This is a genomic window from Paenibacillus rhizosphaerae (genome assembly GCF_014192015.1).
GTDB lineage: Bacteria > Bacillota > Bacilli > Paenibacillales > Paenibacillaceae > Paenibacillus_AQ > Paenibacillus_AQ rhizosphaerae.
Genome location: NZ_JACHXJ010000002.1, coordinates 961,244 through 985,156 on the forward strand (window position 1 = coordinate 961,244; position 23,913 = coordinate 985,156).

The following is a 23,913-nucleotide window of genomic DNA, read 5'->3' on the forward strand; positions in this document are numbered from 1 at the left end:
AAGGGTGTCGAAAAGAGCAAACGGCTTTTTTGATAATATCAGAAAGTATAAACTTCGGTGACTCGAGCTTCCTGATATCGCAAGAAAATTTTCGCAAAATGTGGTCTGTCTTCTTTGAAGGTGCGTCGATAGACGTTTTTCTTAAGATATCAGAAAGTATAAACTTCGGTGACTCGAGCTTCCTGATATTGCAAGAAAAATTACCTTTGAACGCGGTCTGTCTTCTTTGAAGGTGCGTCGATAGATGTTTTTCTTAAGATATCAGAAAGTATAAAATTCGGTGATTCGAGCTTCCTGATATCGCAAGAAAAATTTCCGCTAAATGTGGTCTGTCTTCTTTGAAGGTGCGTCGATAGACGTTTTTCTTAAGATATCAGAAAGTATAAACTTCGGTGACTCGAGCTTCCTGATATCGCAAGAAAAATTACCTTTGAACGCGGTCTGTCTTCTTTGAAGGTGCGTCGATAGACGTTTTTCTTATGTTTGATTGTTCCAATGGAATTTACAGCCCGGCGGATGAAGATAGCTTCAGTTTGGTTAGGTATATGTTATTATATATTACATAAACGGGTGATAAGGTTGGGAAATAGGCACCCGTTACACAATTAATTTGATTTTTTGTTCGTGATTACAAAATGAAGGCATCTTTATTGACGCTAATCTGACATATCTCCTATGATAGGCATAGAAATTCAAGTTTTAAGGGGGATGGGTAACATGGCAGCGAAAATGACAGCGAACAAACACAGCGTTAAAAAGATGATGGCTTTGTCCTTATGTGCCGTATTGATGACGGGATTACTGGCCGCCTGTTCGGGGAAAACGGCACCTCCACAAGCATCCTCCGGGGAAAAGACGGAAACGGCTTCCGCAGAGCCGAAGCTGGATAAGTCCACTTTGGTTCTCAACTGGTTCGCTGAGCCGGAACACGGCGGCAACTTCGCAGCCGTTCAGCAAGGCTACTATAAGGAAGCGGGGCTGGACATGACGCTGACGCCCGGGGGTCCGCAGGTATCCTCCACACAGATCGTGGCTTCCGGCAAAGCCGATTTCGGCATCGCGAACGGCGACGACATTCTGGTCGCAAGGCAGGAGGGTATTCCGATCGTAGCCATCGCCGCCTCGTTTCAGAAGAGCCCGCAGGTGCTGATTTATCACAAGGAAGCGGGGATCCAGGATTTCTCCGACTTGAACGGACATGCGGTTTACGTCGCTCCGACGGCGAGCTTCTGGCTGTACATGAAAAACAAATATAAGCTGGATAAGGTCAGGGAGCTGAAATACACGGGATCATTGGTCAATTTTGTGAACGACCCTAACGCCTTGACGCAGGGATACATCACATCCGAGCCTTATACTTTGGATCAACAGGGAGTGAACGTTGGCACCCTGTTGATTGCGGATTCCGGGTATAACCTGTACGCCAACGTATATTTTACGACCGAGAAGATGATCAAAGAGCACCCGGACAAAGTCAAAGCATTCGTTGAAGCCACAGCAAAAGGGTGGAATTATTACAAGGACCACGCCGAAGAAATCAACCCGGCCATCCACGAGAAGAACCCGGACATGGATCTGGATATGATGAAGTACAGCGCCGAAAAGGAGATGGATCTGATATTTGGCAGTGACGCGGCAGATCAAGGCGTCGGCACCATGACGAAGGAGCGGTGGGAAGAGGTGCAAAAGCAGCTCATCGAAGTCGGCGTTCTGAAGGAAGCGGAGCCGATCGACAACGTGTTTACTACTGAGTTTTTACCGGCAAAGTAAGGCACCTCTCACCATTTCGCACGCATCCATCCTGATGACCAAGTCAGAACGAGGAGCGTCCAGCGATTATCCTGTAAACCCAAATGAAGCAGCGCTGCAGCGGCGCTGTTTTTCTTTTTTTTGAATGCGATTGCCCTATGGTTAAAAATCATTTCAACATTCCGCCATCCATCCATTGACTTGAGCATAGCTGTGGTGTTATATTGTGCATACACGATATACACAATTTATCGAGGAGGAACGGTATGCTGGCATTAGACATTCGAAACTTAAGCAAAACCTATCCGAATTTCCAGTTGAAGGACGTCACATTTCAGCTGGAAAAGGGCTATATTATGGGTTTTATCGGCGCCAATGGCGCGGGAAAGACGACCACGATCAAATCGATGCTGAATCTGATTCACACCGACAGCGGCGAAGTGCGAATTTTAGGCAAGAACATTGCCGAACACGAGATCGAATTGAAGCAGGAAATCGGATATGCGTTTGGCAGTATCGATTTTTATACGCGAAGCAAAATAAAAACCTTGACAGATGTCGTAAAGAAGTTCTATGCGAATTGGGATGATGAAATTTATTCCTATTATTTGAGAAGATTTAAATTGGATGAAAACAAAAAAATCGTCGAGTTGTCGACAGGGATGAGAGTAAAGTACAATTTGGCCCTTGCCTTATCCCATGGCCCAAAGCTTCTTATTCTGGATGAACCGACAAGCGGGCTGGATCCGATAGCCCGGGACGATCTGCTCGATCTTTTTCAATCGCTTGTCGCGGAAGGTGAAATCAGCATCCTGTTCTCAACGCATATTACATCGGATTTGGAAAAGTGTGCGGATTATATTACCTATATCCATAACGGAAGAATCATCAACAGTGCCGAGAAAGAAGAGTTTATTGAATCCTACCTTTTACTGAACGGTAGTGTAAGTCAACTGGATCCGGTGAAGGAGCAACTGATTTCCTACAAAACGAATTCGTTCGGCTTTACGGGATTGATTCACGCCAAAGACTTCGATCCATCCTTGAATGTGAAAGCGGCCCGGCCCACGCTCGAGGAAATCATGATTTATTTCGCAAAAAAGGAGGATATGTATGTATAACCTGGTGATGAAGGATTTAAAATTGGCAATCAACCCGCTGTTCTTTGTTTTGCCTGTCGTATTAGGCGCTTTGATGCTCATTCCGGGCTGGCTGTATTTTATTGTGCTGCTGTATTTTTGCTGGATCACGGTCCCTAATATATTTGGCCAATTCCGGGCGCATAACGATCTGATGTTTACCTCGATGATGCCTGTGACCAAAACAGATATGGTAAAAGCAAGGGTGCTCGTCATTGTCATCCTGGAATTGATGCACATGGTTCCGGCCGTGATCTTTGGTATCATCAATCTCCTCCTATACCCGGATCTGACCTACTATTTCTTCGGTCCGTATCCAGGTTTTTGGGGGCTGTGCCTGGTTATGCTTGGGATCTTCAACGTGCTCTTTATCCCCATGTATTACAAGACAGCGTACAAATTTGGCGGGGCGGCGTTCGCGGGGGTTACCGGAGCGATGGTCTTTGCCACACTCGCGCAATGGATCGGAATTCAAAATTCTTATGTGTCCGACATGTTCAATGGCAGCGGTGTCCACAATGCGGCTCTGCAAACATCCATCCTGATCGCGGGAATCGTTATTTTCGCTGCATTCACGACGATTGCTTACCGGATTGCGGCTAAACGTTTCCACAAAGTAGAGATCCAATGAACATCGCCATTTCGAACACATCCGAAAAACCGATCTACCAGCAGCTTTTTGAACAAATCAGCGCCCAAATTTTGAAAGGGGAACTGGAAAGCGGTTATAGTTTACCGCCGATCCGGCAAGCGGCCCAGGAGCTGCGCGTTAGCGTCATCACCGTAAAGAAAGCCTGGGAAGAGCTCGAACGATGCGGATTGATCAATACCGTCACGGGAAAAGGATGCTTTGTCGCTGATTTCTCGCCTGATGACAAGCTGCGGATACGCAACGAAATGATTATGAAGCAAATGGTTCATGACACTTCTTATTACAAATCCTTCGGCCTTACCCTGGAAGAAGTGATGGAACTGATGAAGAAGATTTATGAAGCGCCGCCTGATTTACCTTGAAAATTGCCACCCGTAAAAGCCCAGCGGAACAACGGATGAATGATTGCCGTTTCTGCCGGGCTTTTTTTGCTGCTGACCTGAGCGGCTCCCGGATACAGAGTATTTTCCCCAGCTAACGCGACAAATCGTTAATGCATGCCTGGCATCGTCTGTGTTAACCTACATCTGATCTTCTCCCATCTCATTTTCCAAGACCAGAAGGAGGGACCAAGCAAAGCATGAGAAAAGAGGGACTGCCATGATGAATGCCATGAAAACAAGTTGGAAGGCGCGTATCTATCATTATTTGACCTTGAAACGAAGGATTATGATCATTTTTCTGTTCAGCTCATTGATTCCGTTTGTGAGCATCGTGCTCATCTCGTATTTCACCATTTACTCCATCCTCACCAACAAAATCCAAAACGGCATTCAGAGCAATCTCAAGCAGGTCGAGCTTTCCCTGGAAAACTCCATCAACAACCTCAACCATGTATCGCAGCAGTTTGCCGTCGGCGGAAGCGTCGGAAACAAGCTGAGCGAAATGCTGTCGGCGGACGAGCCGTTCGAGCGGGCGAAAACGCTCAGCGATTTGAAGGAGGAGCTTGGCCTGATCACGTTCACCAACCCCAGTATCGGACTGGCCATGTATTATTTTATGAACGACCGTCACTATGAACTGGAGAATACGGGCGTCAAGGACAGCTTCGCTCCCGAGAAGCTCCCCCTGCTGGCCCGGTACAGCCAAATTTCCTACTACGGGCCGCATGTCAGCAACAGCCGCTTTGACAATCAATACGTGCTTTCCGCCATGCGCAAAGTGGATCTGCCCAGCCAGGACGGGCTGTACATATACATGGAGACCGGTTTCAAGCTGACGCAAAACATCTTGAACAATGATGCCGTCGGCGGCGCGGCTTCCCATGTGTTTGTGGATAACGACGGGCGGATCGCCTACAGCGACGCCCCGGATTCCTTTAAGATCGGAACGAAGTTTCCACATTTCGACCAGGCCAAATCGTCAGGCACGGAACAAGGCTATTACTGGTTTAAAGAAACGAGCAACCAAGGCTGGAGTATCGTGTCGTTAACGTCCAAGGCGGACTATAACCGCGAGATGAACAGGTGGTTCGTGCAGATCGGCCTGTTTTCGCTGCTGTTTCTCGGTATGAGCCTGCTGTTAGGATGGCTGTTGTGGAAAATGGTTTACCGCCCGCTTCGCGGCTTTCACCGGGAAATCGAACAAATGGCCAACAACCGTATCGACAGTCCGGCTGCCCGTACCCATATTCCGGAATTTGACCTGCTGGTGCGGCGGTTTCAGGAAATGAAGCATCAAATCTGGGAATTGTTCCGGGAAGTCGAAGCCAAGGAAAAACGGCGTGCGGATCTTGAGGTGGAGAAGCTGCTGTATCAGATCAACCCGCATTTTCTGATGAACAGCCTGGACACGGTGCGCTGGATCGCGGTCATGAACGGGCAGGAGGAAATCGACAGGCTCGTCTCCTCCTTGAATAAACTGCTGCATTACAATCTGGGAAAGCTCGGCCAGACATCCACCATTCAGGAGGAGATCGATGCGGTAAAGCAGTACCTGATTTTGCAGCAAATCCGCTACGACTTCCAGTTCGACGTCCATATTCACGTGGACCAAGAGGTGCTGGATGTGCCCATTCCCCGGTTTATTTTGCAGCCGCTCGTCGAGAACGCCCTCTATCACGGATTGGACGACGACGGCTATATCCAAGTGGATGTACGGCTGTCGGATCAAATCGAGATCTCCATCCGGGATAACGGTTCGGGTATTCCCGAGGATAAAATCCAGGCGCTGCTGTCGGCGGAGGCCGGGAACCGGAGTGCCGGCATGGGCATCGGGATGAGTTACGTCAACCGGATCATCGGGATGCATTACGGCGGAAGGGCCAAGCTCGGCGTATCGAGCAGACTCGGAGAAGGGACGACGATCAAGCTTAGCTTACCTAATGAAGGAGGTGCGGACCATGATTAAAGTGCTCGTGGTCGATGACGATAAGCTGGTCCGGAAAGGGCTCATATCGGTGATGCCTTGGCAGGATTTTGACATGGAGGTGATCGGGGAGGCGAACAACGGAGCGAAAGCGCTGGAATTCCTCGACAACCATGAAGTCGATCTGCTGCTGACGGATCTGGAAATGCCGGTCATGTCCGGCATGGAACTGATGCGTTTGGTACGTGAGCGGCATCCGGAGGTGTACATCGCGGTGCTGACCCTGCATCAGGATTTCGAATATATTCAGGAAGCGATCCGGCTGGGGGCTATTGACTATATCGCCAAGGTTCAGCTGGAGAAGGAACGGTTCGAGGAGGTGCTGGGACGAATTCACCGCCGCATTACGGAGCAGGAAGGCCGAATCCGGAAGCTGCGCATGCTGCCTGGAGCAAGCAGCCCTGACGAATCCTTTGCGACGGACCAGGGGTATGCCCTGATGTCAGCGGTCCGCGATCCGGAACCGGGTGCAGCGGTGCAATGGGCGGTCCGGCATGCGGAGCGTTTTGCTGAATTGGGGCGCCAAGTCTTGTTCTTTACCCTCGGGGGAGGGGAGAAGGGGGAGGAAGGAGAAGAGGGGCTGGATGAACTGGTACGGTTGGCTTCAACGGACTCCGGGTGGACACTGATTCGATTAACGGGCATTCAGGGCCGAATGCCTGCCGAAGTGTATGACCGGGTTCGAAAATATGGCGACGGGGAGTTTTTTTACGAATATGACCCAGCTGTCAACGTCATGGATCGGTCCCTGTCAGTGCTCGCGAACAGCGTGAATCCCGTAAATGATGATCTTACACTCACCGTGATGGCCCAGTGGCTCGCGCCGGGCTGGATCTACCGGGACGGTTTGTTTCAGGCAAACCTGCAGGAGCTGAAGGATCTGAGGCTGCCGCAGGCAGAGCTTTCAGGGCGGCTCTACGTCCTGGCCGACCGGTTGGATCAGCTGGCCGGAAAAACCGGAACGTCGCGCATCCGCCTGCCCGCCCCGCTGGATTCTTGGTTTCAGGTGGAGGCGTGGTTTGACGGCGTCCGCAAACAGCTTCGCGAAGAATGGGGCAGGGCGCCTTATTCACCGGAAGTCGTTCAGAGTGTGATGACGGCTGTATCCATGCTGCACGAGGAGCTGGACCAGCCGGTGACGGCGGCGGACATCGCCCGCAGGGTCAGCATGAGCCGCAGCTATTTCAGCCAGTGCTTCAAGGAAATCGTCGGGACCAACTTCAATGCCTACCTGCGCCGCATCCGCCTGGACCAAGCCAAGCATTACTTGCAAAATACGACCAAGACCGTCCTCTGGATTGCGCAGCACGTCGGCTATGAGGACGAAAAATATTTCAGCCGTTCTTTCCGGGAGTATACCGGGCTGCTGCCGAGCGAATATCGGAACCAGTCGGATCAGGGTAGAGAAATGTCCTCCGGGAAGTAGGAAATCTGTCGAAAACGTTTCATTGTAACCGCTGACATCTTACCGATTGAAGTCAAATGTCTATCCCAACCTGAAACTTCCGTCTAACCGGGAAAAGCGGGTTCCTGTGTTACCTTAAGGGTGCAAGCAAACCAAGAGCGAAAGAAGGGGCGAAGAAGATGAGAGCAAAATCCATGATGAGCCTGGCCATCGCGGGCCTGATGCTGGTTCTGTCGGCCTGCGGCAGCGGCGGCGCATCGGAGAAAGAAGCGGACGTATCCAAAGATCCGGTAGACCCGTTCGGCAAGTACAGCGAAACCGTCACGATCAACATCGGCAAGGAGGTGGATTCGGCGGATAAGAGCCTTCCGCCAGGAGATTCACCGGAAAACAATGTGTATACCCGGTACGTCAAGGACAATCTCAATATCGATACGAAGATCATTTGGCAGGCAGGCGTCGGTAAGGATTATCAGCAAAAGGTCAATCTGGCCATTGCCAGCAACGATCTTCCGGATGCTCTCGTCGTGACGGACACCCAGCTGCGGCAGATGGTCAAGAGTAACCAGCTGGCCGACCTGTCGGAAGTATACGAGCAGTATGCCTCCCCGGTGCTGAAAAAGATCATTGATTCGACGGAGGGGCTCGCGATGAAATCCGTGACCTTCGACGGAAAAATGTATGCGCTGCCCAACGTGACGGCGGAATCGGACATGCAGCATATCATGTGGATCCGCAAGGACTGGCTCGACAAGCTGGGTCTTGAGGTCCCGCGCAACGTCGAAGAGCTGGAGAAGGTTGCCAAAGCCTTTGTTGAACAAGATCCGGACGGTAACGGCAAAAACGACACCATCGGCATCAGCGGCCCGCAATCCGGAGGACTGCTTAATGCGGATTTCATCAATCCGAACAACAACAACTACGGATTTGATCCGATCTTCGGCGCCTATCACGCGTATCCGGGCTTTTGGCTGAAGGGCGCTGACGGGAATCCGACCTACGGATCGATCGAGCCCGAAACGAAGGAGGCGCTCGCCAAGCTGCGGGACCTGTATGCCAAAGGGCTGATCGACCCGGAAATGAGCATCCGTAAGGACGCGCAGGAGCTGATCAAAAACGGCACGTCCGGGATCTACTTCGGCCTGTGGTGGGCAGGCGGGTACGGCCCGCTGGCGGACGCGATCAAAAACAATCCGAAGGCGAACTGGCAGGCCTACACCCTGCTCGACAAGAACGGAGAGTTCACGCCACACATGGGAACGCCGTCCAACCAATATCTCGTCGTCCGCAAGGGCTACAAGCATCCCGAAGCCGCGATCAAAATGGAAAACCTCCTGCTCCGGGACGAATCCAAATTCGACGTCAGCGTCGGCATCGGGAACTACCCGCTTCGCATCGTGTTTGCGCCAATGGACGAAATGTATGTAACTTACAACGCGATGAAGGAAGTGCTGGCCGGCACCAAAAAGCCGGAGGAGCTCGATCTGCCGGGTTACAAGCTGCTCAAGGCCGATGCCGAGAACATTAAAAAAGTGAAGCTCGAGCCATACGATAAAATGGACATCCAGTATTGGGACCCGAATGCGGATTTGGGCGCCTGGAAGCGGCTCTACTCCACCTTGGTCGGCATTGCGCCGCTGATGGAGCCTTACAAAAAGACGTACAGCCTGACCTATTCCCAAACGAAAACGATGGAGAGCAAGTGGGCGACGCTCGACAAAATGGAAAAGGAAACGTTCCTGAAAATCATTATGGGAGCGGCCCCGCTGGACAGCTTTGATCAGTTCGTGAAGGACTGGCGGAAGCAGGGCGGGGACGACATTCTCAAGGAAGTTGCGGAAATCGCACAGCCGTAGGCTTTTATCCACCAAAGGAAAGGCAGGTGCCGGAATCCGTTCCGGCGCCTCCCCTTATTGGAGCAAATGACCCGGAAAAGGAAGGAGCTGCAAGATGATTAACAAGGGATTCGCCAAACACTATTACTTGATGCTTCTCCCTGGAATGATCTGGCTGACCCTGTTCAGCATCGTTCCGATGTTCGGCATCGTCATGGCTTTTCAGGATTACAACCCGGGCCTTGGAATCCTGCATTCGGAATGGGTCGGACTCGAAAACTTTAAATACATGTTTTCCTTGAACGACAGCGTCACGATTCTGGTCAACACCCTGGTGATCGCCGTGCTCAAAATCGTTGGAAATCTGGTCTTCCCGCTCGTCTTCGCCCTGCTGCTGAATGAGCTGCGGCTGAGGTATTTGAAGCGCTGGATTCAGACGATCGTATACCTGCCGCATTTTTTGTCCTGGGTGATTCTTTCGGGAATTCTGCTCGATATCTTCGGCTACACCGGTCCGGTGAACCAAATCTTGTCGGTGTTTCATATCAAGCCGGTCCTGTTCTTCGGGCGTGCGGACCTGTTTCCGGCCTTGATCGTGGGAAGCGACGTATGGAAGGAATTCGGGTTTAACACGATCATTTATTTAGCCGCGCTGACCGGCATCAACCCGGCTCTTTACGAGGCGGCTGCAATTGACGGGGCGACCCGATTTCGGCGGATGCTGCACGTGACGCTTCCCGGCATTGTTTCGGCGATCGTGCTGCTCTCGGTGCTGAGCCTTGGCAACGTGCTGAACGCGGGCTTTGAGCAGATCTTCAATCTGTACAACCCGCTGGTCTATTCCAGCGGCGACATTATCGACACCTGGGTCTACCGGACAGGGCTGGTCAATCTGCAGTTCAGCCTAGCGACCGCCATGGGCCTGCTCAAATCGGTGGTCAGCTTCCTGATGATCACGATCTCCTATTATCTCGCTTACCGGTTTGCCAACTACCGTATCTTTTGATGACTAAAGGAGTGCATATTCAATGGTAAAAGACAACACGGCAGGCTCCCGGCTGTTTGATATTGCGCTGATCGTGATCCTGGTAGGTATCGCCATCCTATGCATCCTGCCCATCTGGTACACCCTTGCCGTATCCCTCAGCAATAATGCTGCGGCAAGCTCGGGCCGGGTCGGGCTTTGGCCCGTCGGTTTCAACCTCGGTTCTTACCAGGAGCTGATGGGGGACCGCAAATTTTTTAACTCGTTCTGGATATCCGTGCAGCGGGTCATTCTCGGGGCGGGCCTGAACTTTGTGGTCATTCTGCTGATGGCGTATCCTTTATCCAAAAATGCCAAGGAACTGCCGTATCGCAATGTACTCATGTGGATCCTCGTGTTTACGATGCTGTTTAACGGCGGACTGATTCCATGGTACATGACGGTTAAGTCGCTGGGGCTCATCAACAACATTTGGGCGCTCGTTCTCGGCAACAGCGTACCGGTATTCAGCGTCATCCTTGTCATTAACTTTTTCCGCAATCTGCCGAAGGAGCTGGAGGAAGCCGCTCTTGTCGACGGTACGGGTCCCTGGCGGATGATGATCCAGATTTTTGTTCCGCTCGCGGGGCCGGTCATCGCTACGGTTACGCTGTTCAGCATCGTGTACCACTGGAACGAATTTTTTAACGGACTGGTGCTGATGTCGGCGGCGGACCATTATCCGCTCCAGACGTATATCCAGCAGATGGTGGTGGTGATCGATGCCAACACGATGACGGCCGAACAGATTCAGCGGATGAGCGAGCTGTCGAACCGGACGCTGAATGCGGCCAAAATTTTCATTGCGATGATTCCCGTGCTGGTCATCTATCCGTTTCTGCAGCGGTTCTTTATTACGGGGATTACGCTGGGCTCCGTGAAGGAATGAGGGGGGCGCTGGCCAAAAAAGATCGCGGAACATCCGCTGATCCGGAATCGTCCTTGCGTGCTGAGTCCGACGAAAAAGCAAGGAATGAAGACAAAAGGGATGCCCTTTGGCCGATTTCACGGCAGGGCATCCCTTTTTGTGTTTGGCGGCTAGGATGAAGCCGGATTGGATCAGCGGGTAAAGTTCCATATGCCGATGATGAATCGGAACCCTTCCTGCCGGCTTGCAGGTTGGTCCGTCATTCGCGCTGCATCAGGGTCCATCATTCCCAAGCGGAGGGCTTTGCTGACATAGCCTGCCGCCCAGGATGAGACAGTGCCCTGATTAGCAGCGCCAAATTCCCCTGACGCCGACGCTTCGCCGTGAATGAACTCAAAGGCGCGAACCGCAATTGCAGCCATCTCGGCGCGCGTGATCACCGCCGGTCCGTCAAACCGGCCGTCAGCGGTTCCGCGTACGAGGCCTGCTTGACGGGCTGCGGCGATATCAGCCGCATAAGGACTGTCGTCGCCGATATCGGGAAACCGGCTCGAACGATCCGCTGCGGATGTCAGGCCAAGCTCTCTGGCGACCAGGGAAGTGAACTCGGCGCGGGTGAGCGAGCTGCCGGCGGATGCTTCCTGATCTTTGACCAGCTCGCTGTAGATGGCACTGGCAGCCTTTTGCACGATGGGATTGCCGATCCGCTGCGCTTCGTCGAAATCCTGGGTTGTCGTCACCTGCAGCAGCACGGAGACGGCGAGCTCGTGCCCCGGTACAAGAAAATAGCCGGCATCGTGGGTGACGTTGGCGTTTTCCCCGGTTTTATGGGCTATTGGCGCATCGGGCAGCGCAGCTCCAAATTTGGTGTTGACCTCCTGCCGGGCCATCCAGGCGATGATCTGGTTTCTGGAGGAGACGGTGAGGAAAGGGCTCTGATAGATTTGGCTGAGCAGCTCCGTCAAATCCGCAGCGTCGATGTAATTGTCTTGGGCGGGGGAGGGGGCAGCCGCAAACATTTTACGTCCGAGGTGCATCGTCCGCAGATCCAGCTGGTCCATCAGCAGCTGAACCCTGTCCATGCCGACCTTGTCGATGAGCACGTTGGTCGCCGTGTTGTCCGATTGGGTGATCATCAGACGGGCAAGGCGTTCCAGCGTCAGGTCCTGCGGAAAGCTTTCGAACTGCAGTGATCCGCTGCCCCCCACGACGTCTTCGGACGTTACTGTGACCTGATCAGCCAGGGACAGCTGGCCCCGGTCAACCTGCTGCATCAATGCAGATACGACGGCAAGTTTGATCGTACTGGCCGGCATGTACGGCTCCCGCGAGCCGAGCAGCAGCGTTTCATGACCATAAGAGCCGCTGAGGTCGCGGATGCCGACCGACATGCGAATCCCGTTCTTCTCCGCCTCCCGGAGGATAGGATTCAGGGCCGATGCGATCGCGGATAACCCTTTTCCCGGCGCTGCTCCGGAGGTGGCCGGAAGCAAACTGGTCAGAAGGGCAGTGGCGGCAATCGTCGTCATCAAGGTTCTCCTTAACACCGGTTTCCGTCTGCGGGTCATCGAACATCCCTCCACAAAGAAATGTTATATAAAGTGACATTGAATGCTTTAGTATACCTATTATTATAAACGCATGTAATATTAGTTTACAATCCGTTTTTGTGAGCGTTCACTTTTTGTTCAAAACATGCTGACTTTGCCGTGTATTTGATAAAATTATTCACATAAGTTCGGGATTAAAGCGGGAGGTCTGCCTCCCGATCTTTTGTTTTATAAAAATATAAAATAGTGTTGATATTAGTAGATTCGTGCAGAAAAAAGTCGATTGACAGAAGTATGTGAAATAAATTAGGAGCAATAGGATTGTTTTTGGATAGGGAGTAAAGTGTCTGGCATGGGCAGTTACATGAAGATTAGGAGTGATCTAAGGAAAATGCCTCTTTCTGTTATGTTTTAAAAAAATATAAAATGTTTTAGATTTTATATTTACAACGGTATTTCCTGTATGTTATTTTATACTTGCAAACGGATTCATTCAATATGTATTGAATTATTTTAGAAAACATTAAAATCGAGGAGGTCATCTTCGCAGCAACTTTTCGAAGCTGCCTTAGTTCAGCTGCGGACCGTGGCCAAGGAGAAGTGTTCCTGTGAATAGGAGCCGCCAGCCGGGACCCGGCAGGGGAGTTGAAATCAGACACAAATGAAAGCGCTTTAATCATGATTTTTAGGTAACTCGTTCTTGGTCAGTCAGATTTGTTTTGTCCTGCAAGTGCTTAGCAGCAAGAAAATCATTGAACATTAGGGGAGGATCCTGGATATGAAGAAAAAATGGCTGATGCTGCTGCTGGTCGTCACGATGACAACGATGTTATGGGGATGCGGCAAGTCTTCCGACAGTGCGGAAGGCAAAACGTCCGTCCTGGACGGAGGGGCCGGCGACACGGCAACCGAGCTGTCCTACTGGACGTTTGTGGAGCTGCACGGGCAGCATTTCAAGAAGATGCTGGAGAAATGGAACGCGGCGAACCCGGACCGCCAGATCAAGCTGAACGTCACGGTCATGCCGTATGACGACATGCATAACAAGCTCTCGATCGCGGTACAGACAGGCGTTGGGGCACCGGATATTGCAGACATTGAGATCGGCAAATTTCCCGATTTTCTGAAAGGCACCCCTCAGCTGGAACCTCTGAACGACGTGGTCGAGCCTTACAAAGATACGATCGTGCAGTCCCAGATCGATATGTACAGCAAAGAAGGGAAGGTATACGGCCTCTCGACTCACGTCGGCGCGTCGGTTGCGTTCTATAACACCGAGATTTTGAAGGAAGCCGGCGTGGACTACAAATCGATCGTCACCTGGGACGATTTCAAGAAGGCAGGCATGCAGTTGTACGAGAAGACCGGCAAATACATGGGTACAGCAGATACGAGTGCAGGTTGGGAGGCATCAATGATGCTGGCTCAGCAAAAAAGCGATTTTACCGACGATGCAGGCAACCCGATTGTCAATTCGGACGCCATGGTAAAAGGTTTGAAGGTCCTGAAAGACCTGCAGGACAACAACGTCATCGCCACGATTGCCGGCGGACAACCGGACACGGAGGAAGCCTACGGCGAGTTTAATGAAGGAAAATACGCCACCGCTTTTATGCCGCTGTGGATGATGTCGCGCTACACGAACTACATGCCTGACCTGTCCGGTAAAATTGCACTCGCGCCGATTCCGGTCCTGGAAAAAGGAATGCCGCGCTCTTATGGCGGAGGCGGAACCGGCACCGTCGTGACCCAAACGGCCAAAGACGTTCAGCTGGCCAAAGACTTTATTGCTTACGCCAAGCTGTCCCTCGACGCGAACATCGAAATCTGGAACACGCTCGGCTTTGACCCGATCAACATGGACGTATGGGATATGAAGGACGTGACGCATAATCCCGAAAACCAATTCGTGAAGTACTTCGTCAACAACCCGTTTGACGTGTTGAACGATATTAAGGACGAAATCCGTCTGATCAAATCGACACCGGCTTCGCCGACGATCAACAACGTGCTGTACACGACGACGCTCAACGAAATTTTCGAGGACGGACGGGACATTAAGGAAGCGCTGGACGATGCGCAGGCACAGATCGAACAGGAACTGAAATAGTCAGCATGCCTTGAAACAGAGCTGCTCTTGTCTTTTCGGGGAGCGGCTCTTTTTCAAACAGAAAGGAGTAGAGACATGATCAAGCGGTTTTTGTATTCACAGAAGGTGGCCCCGTATGTGTTCGTGTTCCCATTTGTCGCCATTTTTCTGGTGTTCTGGGTGTACCCGCTGCTCAGCTCGTTCGGCATGAGTTTCCAGCATGTCACCCTGGGTCAGGAGGCCGAGTGGACCGGAATGGACAACTATCAGAAGCTGATGGGGGACAGCGTCTTTCTAAAGTCGATCGGCAACAGCGCGCTGTATATGGTGTTGACACTGGTGATTCTGATTCCGTTTCCGATGCTGCTGGCCGTGCTGATCAACAACAAACGGATGTGGGGCCGGGAGTTCTTCAAGTCGGCTTTCTTCTTTCCCGCGCTGACATCCGTCGTAGTGGCGGGGACGATCTTCCGCCTGATGTTCGGAGAGATGGAAGGGTCGCTGATCAACAGCGTCCTTGGCGTCTTCGGCATCGAGCCGGTCAAGTTCCTGAAAGGTCATCTGACTGGTTTTGTCGCGCTGCTCGCCCTGGCGACCTGGCGGTGGACTGGAGTTAACATCCTGTATTTTCTGTCCGGTCTGAAAAATATTCCGGAGGAATACTACGAAGCCGCCTCGATCGACGGCGCCTCGGCATTCCAAAAATTCACCAGAATCACGATGCCGCTGCTGAAGCCGACTACGATTTATGTGCTTACAATCAGCATTTACGCGGGACTGGCCATGTTTATCGAAAGCCTCATGCTGTGGAACGGCAACAATTCACCGAAAAACATCGGCCTCACGATCGTCGGCTACTTGTACCGCCAGGGGATCGAGAAGAACAACCTCGGCTATGCCGCTGCGGTCGGTATTGTGCTGCTGGCGGTTACGATGATCATCAATCTGACACAGCTGGCGTTCTCCGGCATGTTTAAGAAGGAGGATTAGGGATGAAAAAGAATACCGCACTCAACATCGTCCTCGTCGTCGTTTTCGCCGTCATCTGCTTCCTGATTCTGCTGCCGTTTTACGCCATCACGTTAGCTTCCTTCAAGCCCGGCGAAGAGCTGATCCGGTATGGATTGAACCTGAAGCTAGATTTCTCAGTCATGAGCCTGGACAATTTTGTCTTTTTGTTCACAGGGGATCACGCTTATTTCACCTGGTTCTTTAACTCGCTGCTGCTGACCGTGGTGCAGGTCGTCCTGACGCTGCTGGTCAGCGCGACGGTAGCTTACGGCTTTGCCGCTTACGACTTTAAGGGCAAAAATATCTTATTTATCTGCGTGCTTCTGATCATGATGGTTCCTTTTGAAATATTGCTGCTTCCTTTATACACGCTTACTTTTAACCTTGGCATGATGAACTCCTACTCGGCGATTATTTTGCCGGGCATCGCCAATGCGGCGACGATTTTCTTCTTCAGGCAGTACCTGTCCGGCATTCCGAAAGAGATTATCGCTTCGGGCAGGGTGGACGGCGCGAGCGAATACGGCATTTACGCCAGGCTGATCCTGCCGGTCATGAAGCCTTCCTTTGCGGCGATGGCCATTCTGAACGGCATGAACAGCTGGAATAATTTTTTATGGCCGTTTATGGTGCTGAGCGATTCGCACAAGTACACGCTGCCGATCGGTTTGAAGACGCTGCTGACGCCGTACGGCAACAACTACGATCTGCTTATCGTCGGCTCGTTCTTTTCGATTCTGCCGATCTTTATCCTGTTTGTGGCCTTCCAAAAGTACTTCATCGACGGCATGACGGCCGGTGCGGTGAAAGGTTAGAACCGTATCTGCAATATGCGATAGCTTCAGCACGACTCAAGAGTACCGGCAAATTTGCCGGTTTTTCTTTTGCATTACATATGAGAATTTCGATAGATGAAAAATTCATATTAGATGGATGATGACTTCTTATTCCATGCGAGAAGCAAAATCAGTCCGATGATACACGCCGTACCCAGCCACTGGAACAAACCAAAAGGCTCTTTTAGCCAAAATACGGTAGTGATCACGGCTGCCAGCGGCTCCAAACTGCCTAGAAGGCTTGTTTCTTTAGGTGAAAGGCTTTGTAAGCTTTCGATGTAAAACCAAAAGGCGATCATGGTGCCGAATAGGATCACGAAGGCCAAGTACAAATAGGCGCCAGTCGTCAAGCTTGTGAAGTCGGTGTGCCAGGGTGGATGGATCACACTTAATCCCAAACCTCCGATGATCATCGCCCAACCGACGATAACGAGGGAATTGTATTGCTTCAAAAGCGGGACGGCATACAAAGTGTAGAACGCCAGGGCCGCGCCTGATAGAACACCCCAAACCACGGCTGCGTATGGCACGGAAAACTCCGAAACGGAGCCGTTGGTTAATAAGAAAAACAACCCACGAAAGCAAGGATCACGGTGAGCAAGTCCTTTCGCGTGCAGACCATTTGCTTCCGCACAATCAAATAGAGGATGATCATGACGGGCGCCAAATACTGCAGCAGTGTTGCCACAGCGGCATTTCCATGTTGAATCGATGCCATATACGTATATTGAACCGACAGCATGCCGACTAACCCAAAGACGATGAGCCGCAAAGCCGTCCGCCTGTTTTTCCACACCCCAACGATTTGCGTGCGGTCTTTAACCAGGTGGAAGCCATAAAAAATCAGCGGATGAAGCAGATGCTGAGCTGGATCGATATTCATTATGCTGAAAAAATCGCGCTGAACGGATATTGCCAGGGCCGGTACATTGAGCCGCTCGGAATGCTGCCGCTATTTCAAACGGATGTTGAATACGACTCCGCTGAATTATGTGACCGATTACAGACTCCAGAAAAGTGTAGTCCTCCTGCAGCAAGCCGATGCTAACATTACCGAGGTGGCCTACAAAGTTGGATGCACGTTCATGATCGGAACGCGGCGGTGGCAGCCAGTCAAAGAGACCGGCTGCTTTGTATGTTCAAGAAGGCCTCCGCTGCGAGCGATGGGGACGAATGCTTTCTGACAGCTACGCCTACGTTTCGGTCCGGCAGCGGAACTTCCATAGACAGCTCCATTAAAGCGCCTTCTTCGATTTTTGAAATCACAAAAGCTCTCGGCAAAATAGCCGCCCCATAACCCCGCTCGGCAAACTCAGCCAGCATATCCAAACTGTTCAGCTCGAAATCGGCCGCCGCTTCCACGCCCTGGGACTGAAACCAGGCTTCGATATAGGAGCGGGTTGCACTTCCCTGGGACAGCATTAACAGGGGAAGCTCGGCCAATTGTGCAGCGGTCAAGGGGGAATTTGCCATAGTGGCAAAGGGTCTCCCCGCCACCACGCAATACGGCGAGACAAAGGTATTGATGACCTGAATCTCCTCATCCTTGACCGGAAGATTAACGTAACCCAGATCAAGTAAGCCCTGCCGTAATTGCTCCAAAATCTGACCGGTCTTTTGCTGTGATACTTGGACCCGGATGTTGGGGTGTAGGGAACGGAAAATATCGAGTCGAGGAACGATATAATCGCGAATGATCGCCCCGTTGGCACCGATCCGCAATCGCCCTTCGTTCAGCTGTCCCAACTGCTTCATGTAACGTTCGGCGTAATCCAACTTATCGAATACTTGTTTGACCTGATCGTACAAGGCATGTCCTTCTTCTGTTAAAACGATGCCTTTGGATAAACGGTCGAACAGCTTAACTCCAAGAGCGTCTTCCAGCTGCTTGATCGCATAACTGACGGAGGGCTGTGTCATATTTAAGCGCTGCGCGGCTTTCGTCATATTCAACGTTTCCGAAGCATGAAGAAAAATTCGGTACCATTCCGTGTTAATCATCAATTGGCATCAATCCATTCTATGGCAAGAGTCGAAAATTACAATTTCATTTATTACAAGTATACCTCTAATCTAGTACATAAGGACAATTCATGATGTTATGAACTAAAGAAATAATTGCTATTGGCTGTATTGGGCCGTTATATCAGGAGGTTCAATGCAAAACTTTAGTTCAATCTATATAGAGGGGGAATTTATATGCCGGGAAGTACTTTTGGGGAACGGTTTAAAATGACGACATTTGGTGAATCGCATGGAGAAGCCATAGGCGTCATTATCGAAGGCGTCACTCCAGGCCTTGAACTGAACGAGGACGATATTCAAGTTCAGATGGATCGCAGAAAGCCGGGACAGTCTTCGGTCACAACACCGCGTAAAGAATATGACAAGGTCCGGATTTTATCCGGTGTATTTGAAGGCCGAACGACAGGAACTCCGCTGAGCGTTATGCTGAATAATACGGACATGCGTCCATCCGCATACGATGACATCAAGCATATGTACCGCCCGGGGCATGCGGACTTTTCTTACGATCAGAAATATGGCATTCGGGACTACCGGGGCAGCGGGAGGGCTTCCGGCAGAGAAACTGCGGCCCGGGTCGCGGCCGGAGCGGTTGCGCGAAAATTGCTGGAACGGCGGGGAGTCTCCGTCATGGCCTATACGACAGAGATCGCCGGAATCCGCTGTGAAGCATTCCACCCAGGCGCCATCGAACAGAATCCTGTTCGCGCCTGTGATCCCGAAGCGGCGGCTAAGATGATTGAGCGGATCGAACAGCTTGCGGCAGAGGGCGACAGCTGCGGCGGCATCGTTGAATGCCGGATCAGCGGCGCTGCCGCAGGACTTGGGGAGCCCGTGTTCGATAAGCTGGATGCTGAGCTGGCCAAAGCGATGCTTTCGATCGGCGCGATCAAAGGAATCGAGTTCGGGACCGGCTTCCGGGCGGCCTCCATGCTGGGAAGCGAACACAACGACCAGATGGACGAGAACGGGTTCATCACGAATCATGCCGGTGGCGTAATTGGTGGAATCAGCACGGGTGCCGACATCATTTTCCGGGTTGTCGTGAAACCGACCTCGTCGATCTCCAAACCCCAGCGAACTGTGGACACGGATGGTAACGAAAGGGAAATCACAACGATCGGAAGGCATGATCCGTGCATCTGTCCAAGGGTCGTACCCGTAATCGAAGCCATGGCCTGCATGGTGATCGAAGATCACTATAAAAGACAAGCAGCGCTGCTGTACTAGCCCTCATTCGAGGGTAACGTTGACTTAACTTATTCATTGCCTATTTTCGTTACATGACCTAATGGTATGATGACGACAGATCAGAGGCGCGCAGCTGATACTGAGAAGTCAATCATTGGATATGTAAAGGAGATCTGACATGAGTAAAGACCAAATCATTAAGTCCATGCTTTCCGATACCGTCAGCATGACGCCCAGCGGATTTCTCGCGGATGAGTTAAACCCGCATCAGTTTGCAAAAAGCTACGAATTGTTTTTTGACAAAATATTAGAAATCAGTGCCTCAGATATCGCGGGGATAGCAGGCTACGGTGAGTTTAATGAAGATTGTCAAACGGAGTACAGCACCTGCAGGGAGTTTCTCGTTGACACCTTTGCGGAAGACAGGGAAGGATATTGGTATCATTGGAAGGAACTCTATGACACAACGCTGCTGGATCGTGGCTTTGTCGAGAAATATTTGAATGAAATGGATGCCAGGATTGATTATTGTGAGGGCAAACGTTATTTAGTGAACAATAATACGTTTTTTGAAATCATGATCACCGATGGAAGAACAGAGGTCGGATTTCCGGACTGGAGCCGATCCGGCATATGCGATTTCCTTCTGGATTTTGCCATTATGGACTTAAATAAGCCCTACTTAAACATCCCTGAGTTGTTATTCGAATATTGCGCCAAACGAAACATCGTCATCCCGGACTTTAAAGAAAGATTTTTATGTATGGCGTATTATAAGGGTATCGATGTCCTGCGGTGGCATGCTTCGATCGATGACGAGGAATCATGCACGTCCATCATGAAATCCATCAGCCAGCTGCAGGATCGAATCTACGCTTTATAAAGGGTGATCGTATGAAATATGAGAATGCCGGCGAGGTCATACCTGAGGAGCTCCTGAAAGAAATACAAAAATACGCAGCCGGTAAACTGCTGTATATTCCGAAGGGTGAGGAGAAAAAGGGCTGGGGAGAAACATCCGGCTACCGGGATCGGCTGCAGAGGCGAAATGTGATGATCCGCAATAAATATGCCAATGGGATGACGGTATCGGAGCTTGCTGACGAGTACTTCTTATCCCTGGATTCCATAAAGAAAATCATCTATTCGAAGAAACATGACAGGCATATCACTTATGCTCCGACTGTAAACTCAGCTGTACAATATTCGAATAACGGGCTGCTGGAAGAATGGATTCAATGCTACCTGCAGCTTACAAGGCAGGTGCCCCCGGGTCTGCATGATTGTATAGGCGAAAACAATTCTTATTTTGGCGTCGTTAAGTTTCCTTTGCGCCTGATCCAAATGGATGGAATAAAGCCGGAGGCAGACGATTCGGATGAAGCGGATGATCACGATAAGGATCTTCCGCCTCTCCTTATAGAATATGAAGGAGGCAAATTTTACTGTATCGAACAGAAAGAACTGTTTGCCAGACTAAAACGACGCAAGGTCAATGCTTATTCGACGATCATTGTCTTAAAGGAATCGGCGGATTATAAAAGGTTCATGAAGCACTATGGTCACGCGCTGTTTTTTATAGATCACGTATGATGATGAGCGCGAATGCGGAAAAATTTACAATTCAACGAGAAGGAATTTATCCTGGGCCCCGAGAATGGTTATTTACCACATTTGAAGGGGCTACTTGGAATGCACATCGAATCCAACTTAATACTCAATGTTTTTATCATATTACTGCCTATCATGTTCTACCGTTTTGTGTGTAAATCGAAAAAACCCGTGCTCTATTTCTTGTTGTTTCTTGTACCTTTAATCATTACGATGTCATCTCCTATCAAAGTGTTTAATACCTTTTTAGATTTGCGGGGGATACCGCTTGTGGTGGGCTCTTTATACGGCGGGTTGTACAATGCCTTACTGTTATTCGCCAGTGCAATTATCTATCGTCAAGTATTGGGTGATATTCATATTGTTTATTATACGCTGTCCCTAGTGCCGACACTGGTGCTGGTATGCCTGGCGATTCCCGTATTTAACCGGGGGAGCTTATTGAAGCGGATGCTGATCGTGCTTGGTCTTTGCTTTTTTTTACGCATCACCGTCTTAAATGTTTATTATATGCTTGATGGCAACCCATCGTACTTCCTGGATTCGTTTGTGCCTTCCTTACCGATCGTCCTGATGCAGTGCGTGATGTCTGTTATATTGGTTTACATACTGGAAACTGTCCGTCGTGACGTCAAGATTCAAGAAGAGATGATCGAAGCCGAGAAGCTGAAGGTCGTCAGCGAAATCGCCGCATCGGTTGCCCACGAAGTACGAAATCCGCTCACCACTGTGCGGGGTTTTGTCCAACTTTTGGGTGAGCCGTCCTTAACGGATCAGAAGCGAAAGGAATTTTCCCTCATTACCCTTGTGGAATTGGATCGGGCGGGATCGATCATATCCGATTACTTGTCATTAGCCAAACCTCAAAACCAGAAGCTGGAACCGATTACACTGAATGATGAGTTTTTGGAAACCTCCCATGTGCTGAGCTCCTATGCCAATTTACAAAATGTGAAAATGGTCACCGAATTTCATTCATCCGGTACCATTTATGGAGACAAATCCAAGTTAAGGCAAGCTATCATTAATTTGTGCAAAAATGCGGTTGAAGCGATGCCGGACGGCGGTACATTAACGATTAAATACGTTGTGGACGAAAGCGACAAAAAGGCCAGAATCTATATCTCGGATACAGGCGTAGGCATGACAAAAGAGCAGATCAAAAGGCTGGGATCCCCATATTACTCCACCAAGTTAAAAGGCACCGGGCTGGGAACCATGGTGACTTTCAATATCATACGCGAGATGAACGGACATATTTCGATTGAAAGCAAGGTAGGCGAAGGAACCACTTTTATCATTACATTGCCGCTGTATACCGAAAAAGAGGACGCTGCTCATAGTAAGTAACGGATGACGTAGAAAGTACATATCGAGGTACAATAGCTTCCATAGATAGTGCGCACAAGGAAGATCATGTCTAAGAGATTTTGACTTCGGGGAATGTTTGCTTGTCCATCTGAATTATTTATATAGTAGGGAAATCATATTTTTCAAAGAGAAGGGGTTAGCGTATGTATGGGATGATGGCTGTTTCCGGCCTGTCTTTTCTTTTGGTTGCCGTTCTGACGCCATTTTTGATCTGGACCTTGCGCAGGCTGAAGCTGACGCAGCCGATCCGTGCCGAGCTTCCGGCAGACCATCAAGCCAAACGCGGCACGCCGCTCATGGCCGGACTGATTCTGCTGATCGGAGTCGTCATTTCGCTGCAATTTCAACCGGCATCGCTCATGCTGCTCCTATGCGCTGCGTTTCTGTTGTTCAGCTCGGTCGGCTTTCTTGATGACTTCAAAAAGGCCTTCTGGCAAGACCCGGGCGGCATCTCGGGACGAACGAAGCTGGTGCTTCAATTTGCTTTTACGGGAATCCTGTTGTATGTATTGCTTCATTCGTTTGGTGTAACGAGTGATATCGCGCTGTTTCAAGGATACCATCTGCAATTGCCCGTTTACGTGTATGTAGCCATCATGCTGCTGTTTGTGGTAGGTTCTGCGAATGCGATCAACTTTACGGATGGACTGGACGGACTGCTGATCAATGTGGCGATTCCGACTTATTTTTTCTTCTTTTTGATTTCGGACAAACCTGAGGTGCAGACATTTTCGCTGGTGATGATCGGCTGTCTGCTTGGACTTTTCCTTTATAACATCTACCCGGCAAGGGCGTTTATGGGGGACACGGGATCGATGGCGATCGGAGGGTCGCTATCCATTTTGGCCGTCATTGAAAAGGTTGAAATATTGATACCGATCCTGTTCTTCATCTATCTAGCAGAGCAGTTGTCGGTCATTTTGCAGGTGTGGTATTACAAAAGGACGAAGCTGCGGCTGTTCCGGATGGCCCCGATCCATTTCCATTTCAGCCTGAAATACGGATGGAGCGAGAACAAGATCGTCATGATCTTCGGTTTTATTTCGTGGGCCTGCGTGCTGATTTGCTGGCTGATCCGGAAATATGCCATGCATTGAGCGGTAGGCTAATTTAAATGCGGAAGCAGCGGTCAAGGGACCGGCTGCTTTTTTTATGCTATTCTTGTAGCAGTCAATCTTATCGATGATGTA

At 50.5% G+C, this 23,913-nt stretch carries 19 protein-coding genes and 2 pseudogenes; 18 read left to right on the top strand and 3 right to left on the bottom strand.

What is annotated here, in order from left to right; all coding sequences use genetic code 11:
• Positions 1-717 precede the first annotated feature (717 nt).
• The 9 genes from FHS19_RS13035 to FHS19_RS13075 all read left to right on the top strand — a co-directional run bounded on the left by FHS19_RS13035 (position 718) and on the right by FHS19_RS13075 (position 11,060).
• The gene (locus tag FHS19_RS13035) at positions 718-1,770 is read left to right on the top strand and encodes an ABC transporter substrate-binding protein (protein ID WP_183582230.1); all 1,053 of its coding nucleotides are present in this window, start codon (positions 718-720) and stop codon (positions 1,768-1,770) included.
• Between the two features lie 245 nt (positions 1,771-2,015).
• The gene (locus FHS19_RS13040) at positions 2,016-2,870 is read left to right on the top strand and encodes an ABC transporter ATP-binding protein (RefSeq protein WP_183582231.1); all 855 of its coding nucleotides are present in this window, start codon (positions 2,016-2,018) and stop codon (positions 2,868-2,870) included.
• Positions 2,863-3,519: an ABC-2 transporter permease gene (locus tag FHS19_RS13045; RefSeq protein ID WP_183582232.1), complete on the top strand. Its 657-nt coding sequence runs from the start codon at positions 2,863-2,865 to the stop codon at positions 3,517-3,519. The genes FHS19_RS13040 and FHS19_RS13045 overlap by 8 nt, the downstream gene beginning before the upstream one ends.
• Complete coding sequence (locus FHS19_RS13050; protein ID WP_183582233.1) at positions 3,516-3,902, top strand: GntR family transcriptional regulator; 387 nt, start codon at positions 3,516-3,518, stop codon at positions 3,900-3,902. The genes FHS19_RS13045 and FHS19_RS13050 overlap by 4 nt, the downstream gene beginning before the upstream one ends.
• Positions 3,903-4,140: 238 nt before the next feature.
• Positions 4,141-5,889, top strand: coding sequence for a sensor histidine kinase (locus tag FHS19_RS13055; RefSeq protein ID WP_246426557.1), 1,749 nt, complete (start codon positions 4,141-4,143; stop codon positions 5,887-5,889).
• The gene (locus FHS19_RS13060; RefSeq protein WP_183582234.1) at positions 5,882-7,333 is read left to right on the top strand and encodes a response regulator transcription factor; all 1,452 of its coding nucleotides are present in this window, start codon (positions 5,882-5,884) and stop codon (positions 7,331-7,333) included. Before FHS19_RS13055 ends, FHS19_RS13060 begins: the two co-directional genes overlap by 8 nt.
• Before the next feature lie 158 nt (positions 7,334-7,491).
• A complete protein-coding gene (locus tag FHS19_RS13065; protein WP_183582235.1) occupies positions 7,492-9,168 on the top strand; it encodes an extracellular solute-binding protein in 1,677 nt (558 codons plus the stop codon).
• A 94-nt stretch (positions 9,169-9,262) separates the two neighbouring features.
• On the top strand, positions 9,263-10,153 hold the full coding sequence (locus FHS19_RS13070) for an ABC transporter permease (protein ID WP_183582236.1): 891 nt from the start codon (positions 9,263-9,265) through the stop codon (positions 10,151-10,153).
• A 22-nt stretch (positions 10,154-10,175) separates the two neighbouring features.
• Positions 10,176-11,060, top strand: a complete 885-nt coding sequence (locus tag FHS19_RS13075) for a carbohydrate ABC transporter permease (protein ID WP_183582237.1) — start codon at positions 10,176-10,178, stop codon at positions 11,058-11,060.
• A 170-nt stretch (positions 11,061-11,230) separates the two neighbouring features.
• On the opposite strand, the gene FHS19_RS13080 is transcribed toward FHS19_RS13075, so the two are convergent.
• Positions 11,231-12,607 (bottom strand): serine hydrolase, encoded by a 1,377-nt coding sequence (locus tag FHS19_RS13080; protein ID WP_183582238.1) that lies wholly within the window; start codon positions 12,605-12,607, stop codon positions 11,231-11,233.
• A gap of 760 nt (positions 12,608-13,367) precedes the next feature.
• On the opposite strand from FHS19_RS13080, the gene FHS19_RS13085 reads away from it, so the two are divergent.
• The 3 genes from FHS19_RS13085 to FHS19_RS13095 all read left to right on the top strand — a co-directional run bounded on the left by FHS19_RS13085 (position 13,368) and on the right by FHS19_RS13095 (position 16,504).
• Complete coding sequence (locus FHS19_RS13085) at positions 13,368-14,699, top strand: ABC transporter substrate-binding protein (RefSeq protein WP_183582239.1); 1,332 nt, start codon at positions 13,368-13,370, stop codon at positions 14,697-14,699.
• A gap of 75 nt (positions 14,700-14,774) precedes the next feature.
• Positions 14,775-15,668, top strand: coding sequence for a carbohydrate ABC transporter permease (locus FHS19_RS13090; protein WP_183582240.1), 894 nt, complete (start codon positions 14,775-14,777; stop codon positions 15,666-15,668).
• Between the two features lie 2 nt (positions 15,669-15,670).
• Positions 15,671-16,504, top strand: a complete 834-nt coding sequence (locus FHS19_RS13095; protein ID WP_183582241.1) for a carbohydrate ABC transporter permease — start codon at positions 15,671-15,673, stop codon at positions 16,502-16,504.
• Positions 16,505-16,614: 110 nt separating this feature from the next.
• Here FHS19_RS13095 and FHS19_RS13100 read toward each other — a convergent pair.
• Positions 16,615-17,348 (bottom strand): annotated as a pseudogene (locus FHS19_RS13100) (EamA family transporter); the annotation flags it as partial.
• On the opposite strand from FHS19_RS13100, the pseudogene FHS19_RS13105 reads away from it, so the two are divergent.
• Positions 17,349-17,601 (top strand): annotated as a pseudogene (locus tag FHS19_RS13105) (helix-turn-helix domain-containing protein); the annotation flags it as partial. It abuts the pseudogene before it with no gap.
• A gap of 37 nt (positions 17,602-17,638) precedes the next feature.
• On the opposite strand, the gene FHS19_RS13110 reads toward FHS19_RS13105, so the two are convergent.
• Positions 17,639-18,526 (bottom strand): LysR family transcriptional regulator, encoded by an 888-nt coding sequence (locus tag FHS19_RS13110; protein ID WP_246426636.1) that lies wholly within the window; start codon positions 18,524-18,526, stop codon positions 17,639-17,641.
• 198 nt (positions 18,527-18,724) lie between these two features.
• Here FHS19_RS13110 and aroC point away from each other — a divergent pair, with 198 nt between their 5' ends.
• From aroC to mraY, 5 genes are all read left to right on the top strand, one after another.
• Positions 18,725-19,780, top strand: a complete 1,056-nt coding sequence (gene aroC / locus FHS19_RS13115; protein WP_183582243.1) for a chorismate synthase — start codon at positions 18,725-18,727, stop codon at positions 19,778-19,780.
• A 139-nt stretch (positions 19,781-19,919) separates the two neighbouring features.
• Positions 19,920-20,624 (top strand): hypothetical protein, encoded by a 705-nt coding sequence (locus FHS19_RS13120; protein ID WP_183582244.1) that lies wholly within the window; start codon positions 19,920-19,922, stop codon positions 20,622-20,624.
• Positions 20,625-20,635: 11 nt separating this feature from the next.
• A complete protein-coding gene (locus tag FHS19_RS35490) occupies positions 20,636-21,334 on the top strand; it encodes a CD3324 family protein (RefSeq protein ID WP_312887214.1) in 699 nt (232 codons plus the stop codon).
• A 99-nt stretch (positions 21,335-21,433) separates the two neighbouring features.
• Positions 21,434-22,702 carry an ATP-binding protein gene (locus tag FHS19_RS13130; protein WP_183582245.1) on the top strand — a complete coding sequence of 423 codons (1,269 nt, stop codon included), beginning with the start codon at positions 21,434-21,436 and terminating at the stop codon, positions 22,700-22,702.
• 164 nt (positions 22,703-22,866) lie between these two features.
• Complete coding sequence (gene mraY / locus FHS19_RS13135) at positions 22,867-23,820, top strand: phospho-N-acetylmuramoyl-pentapeptide-transferase (RefSeq protein ID WP_183582246.1); 954 nt, start codon at positions 22,867-22,869, stop codon at positions 23,818-23,820.
• Positions 23,821-23,913 lie beyond the last annotated feature (93 nt).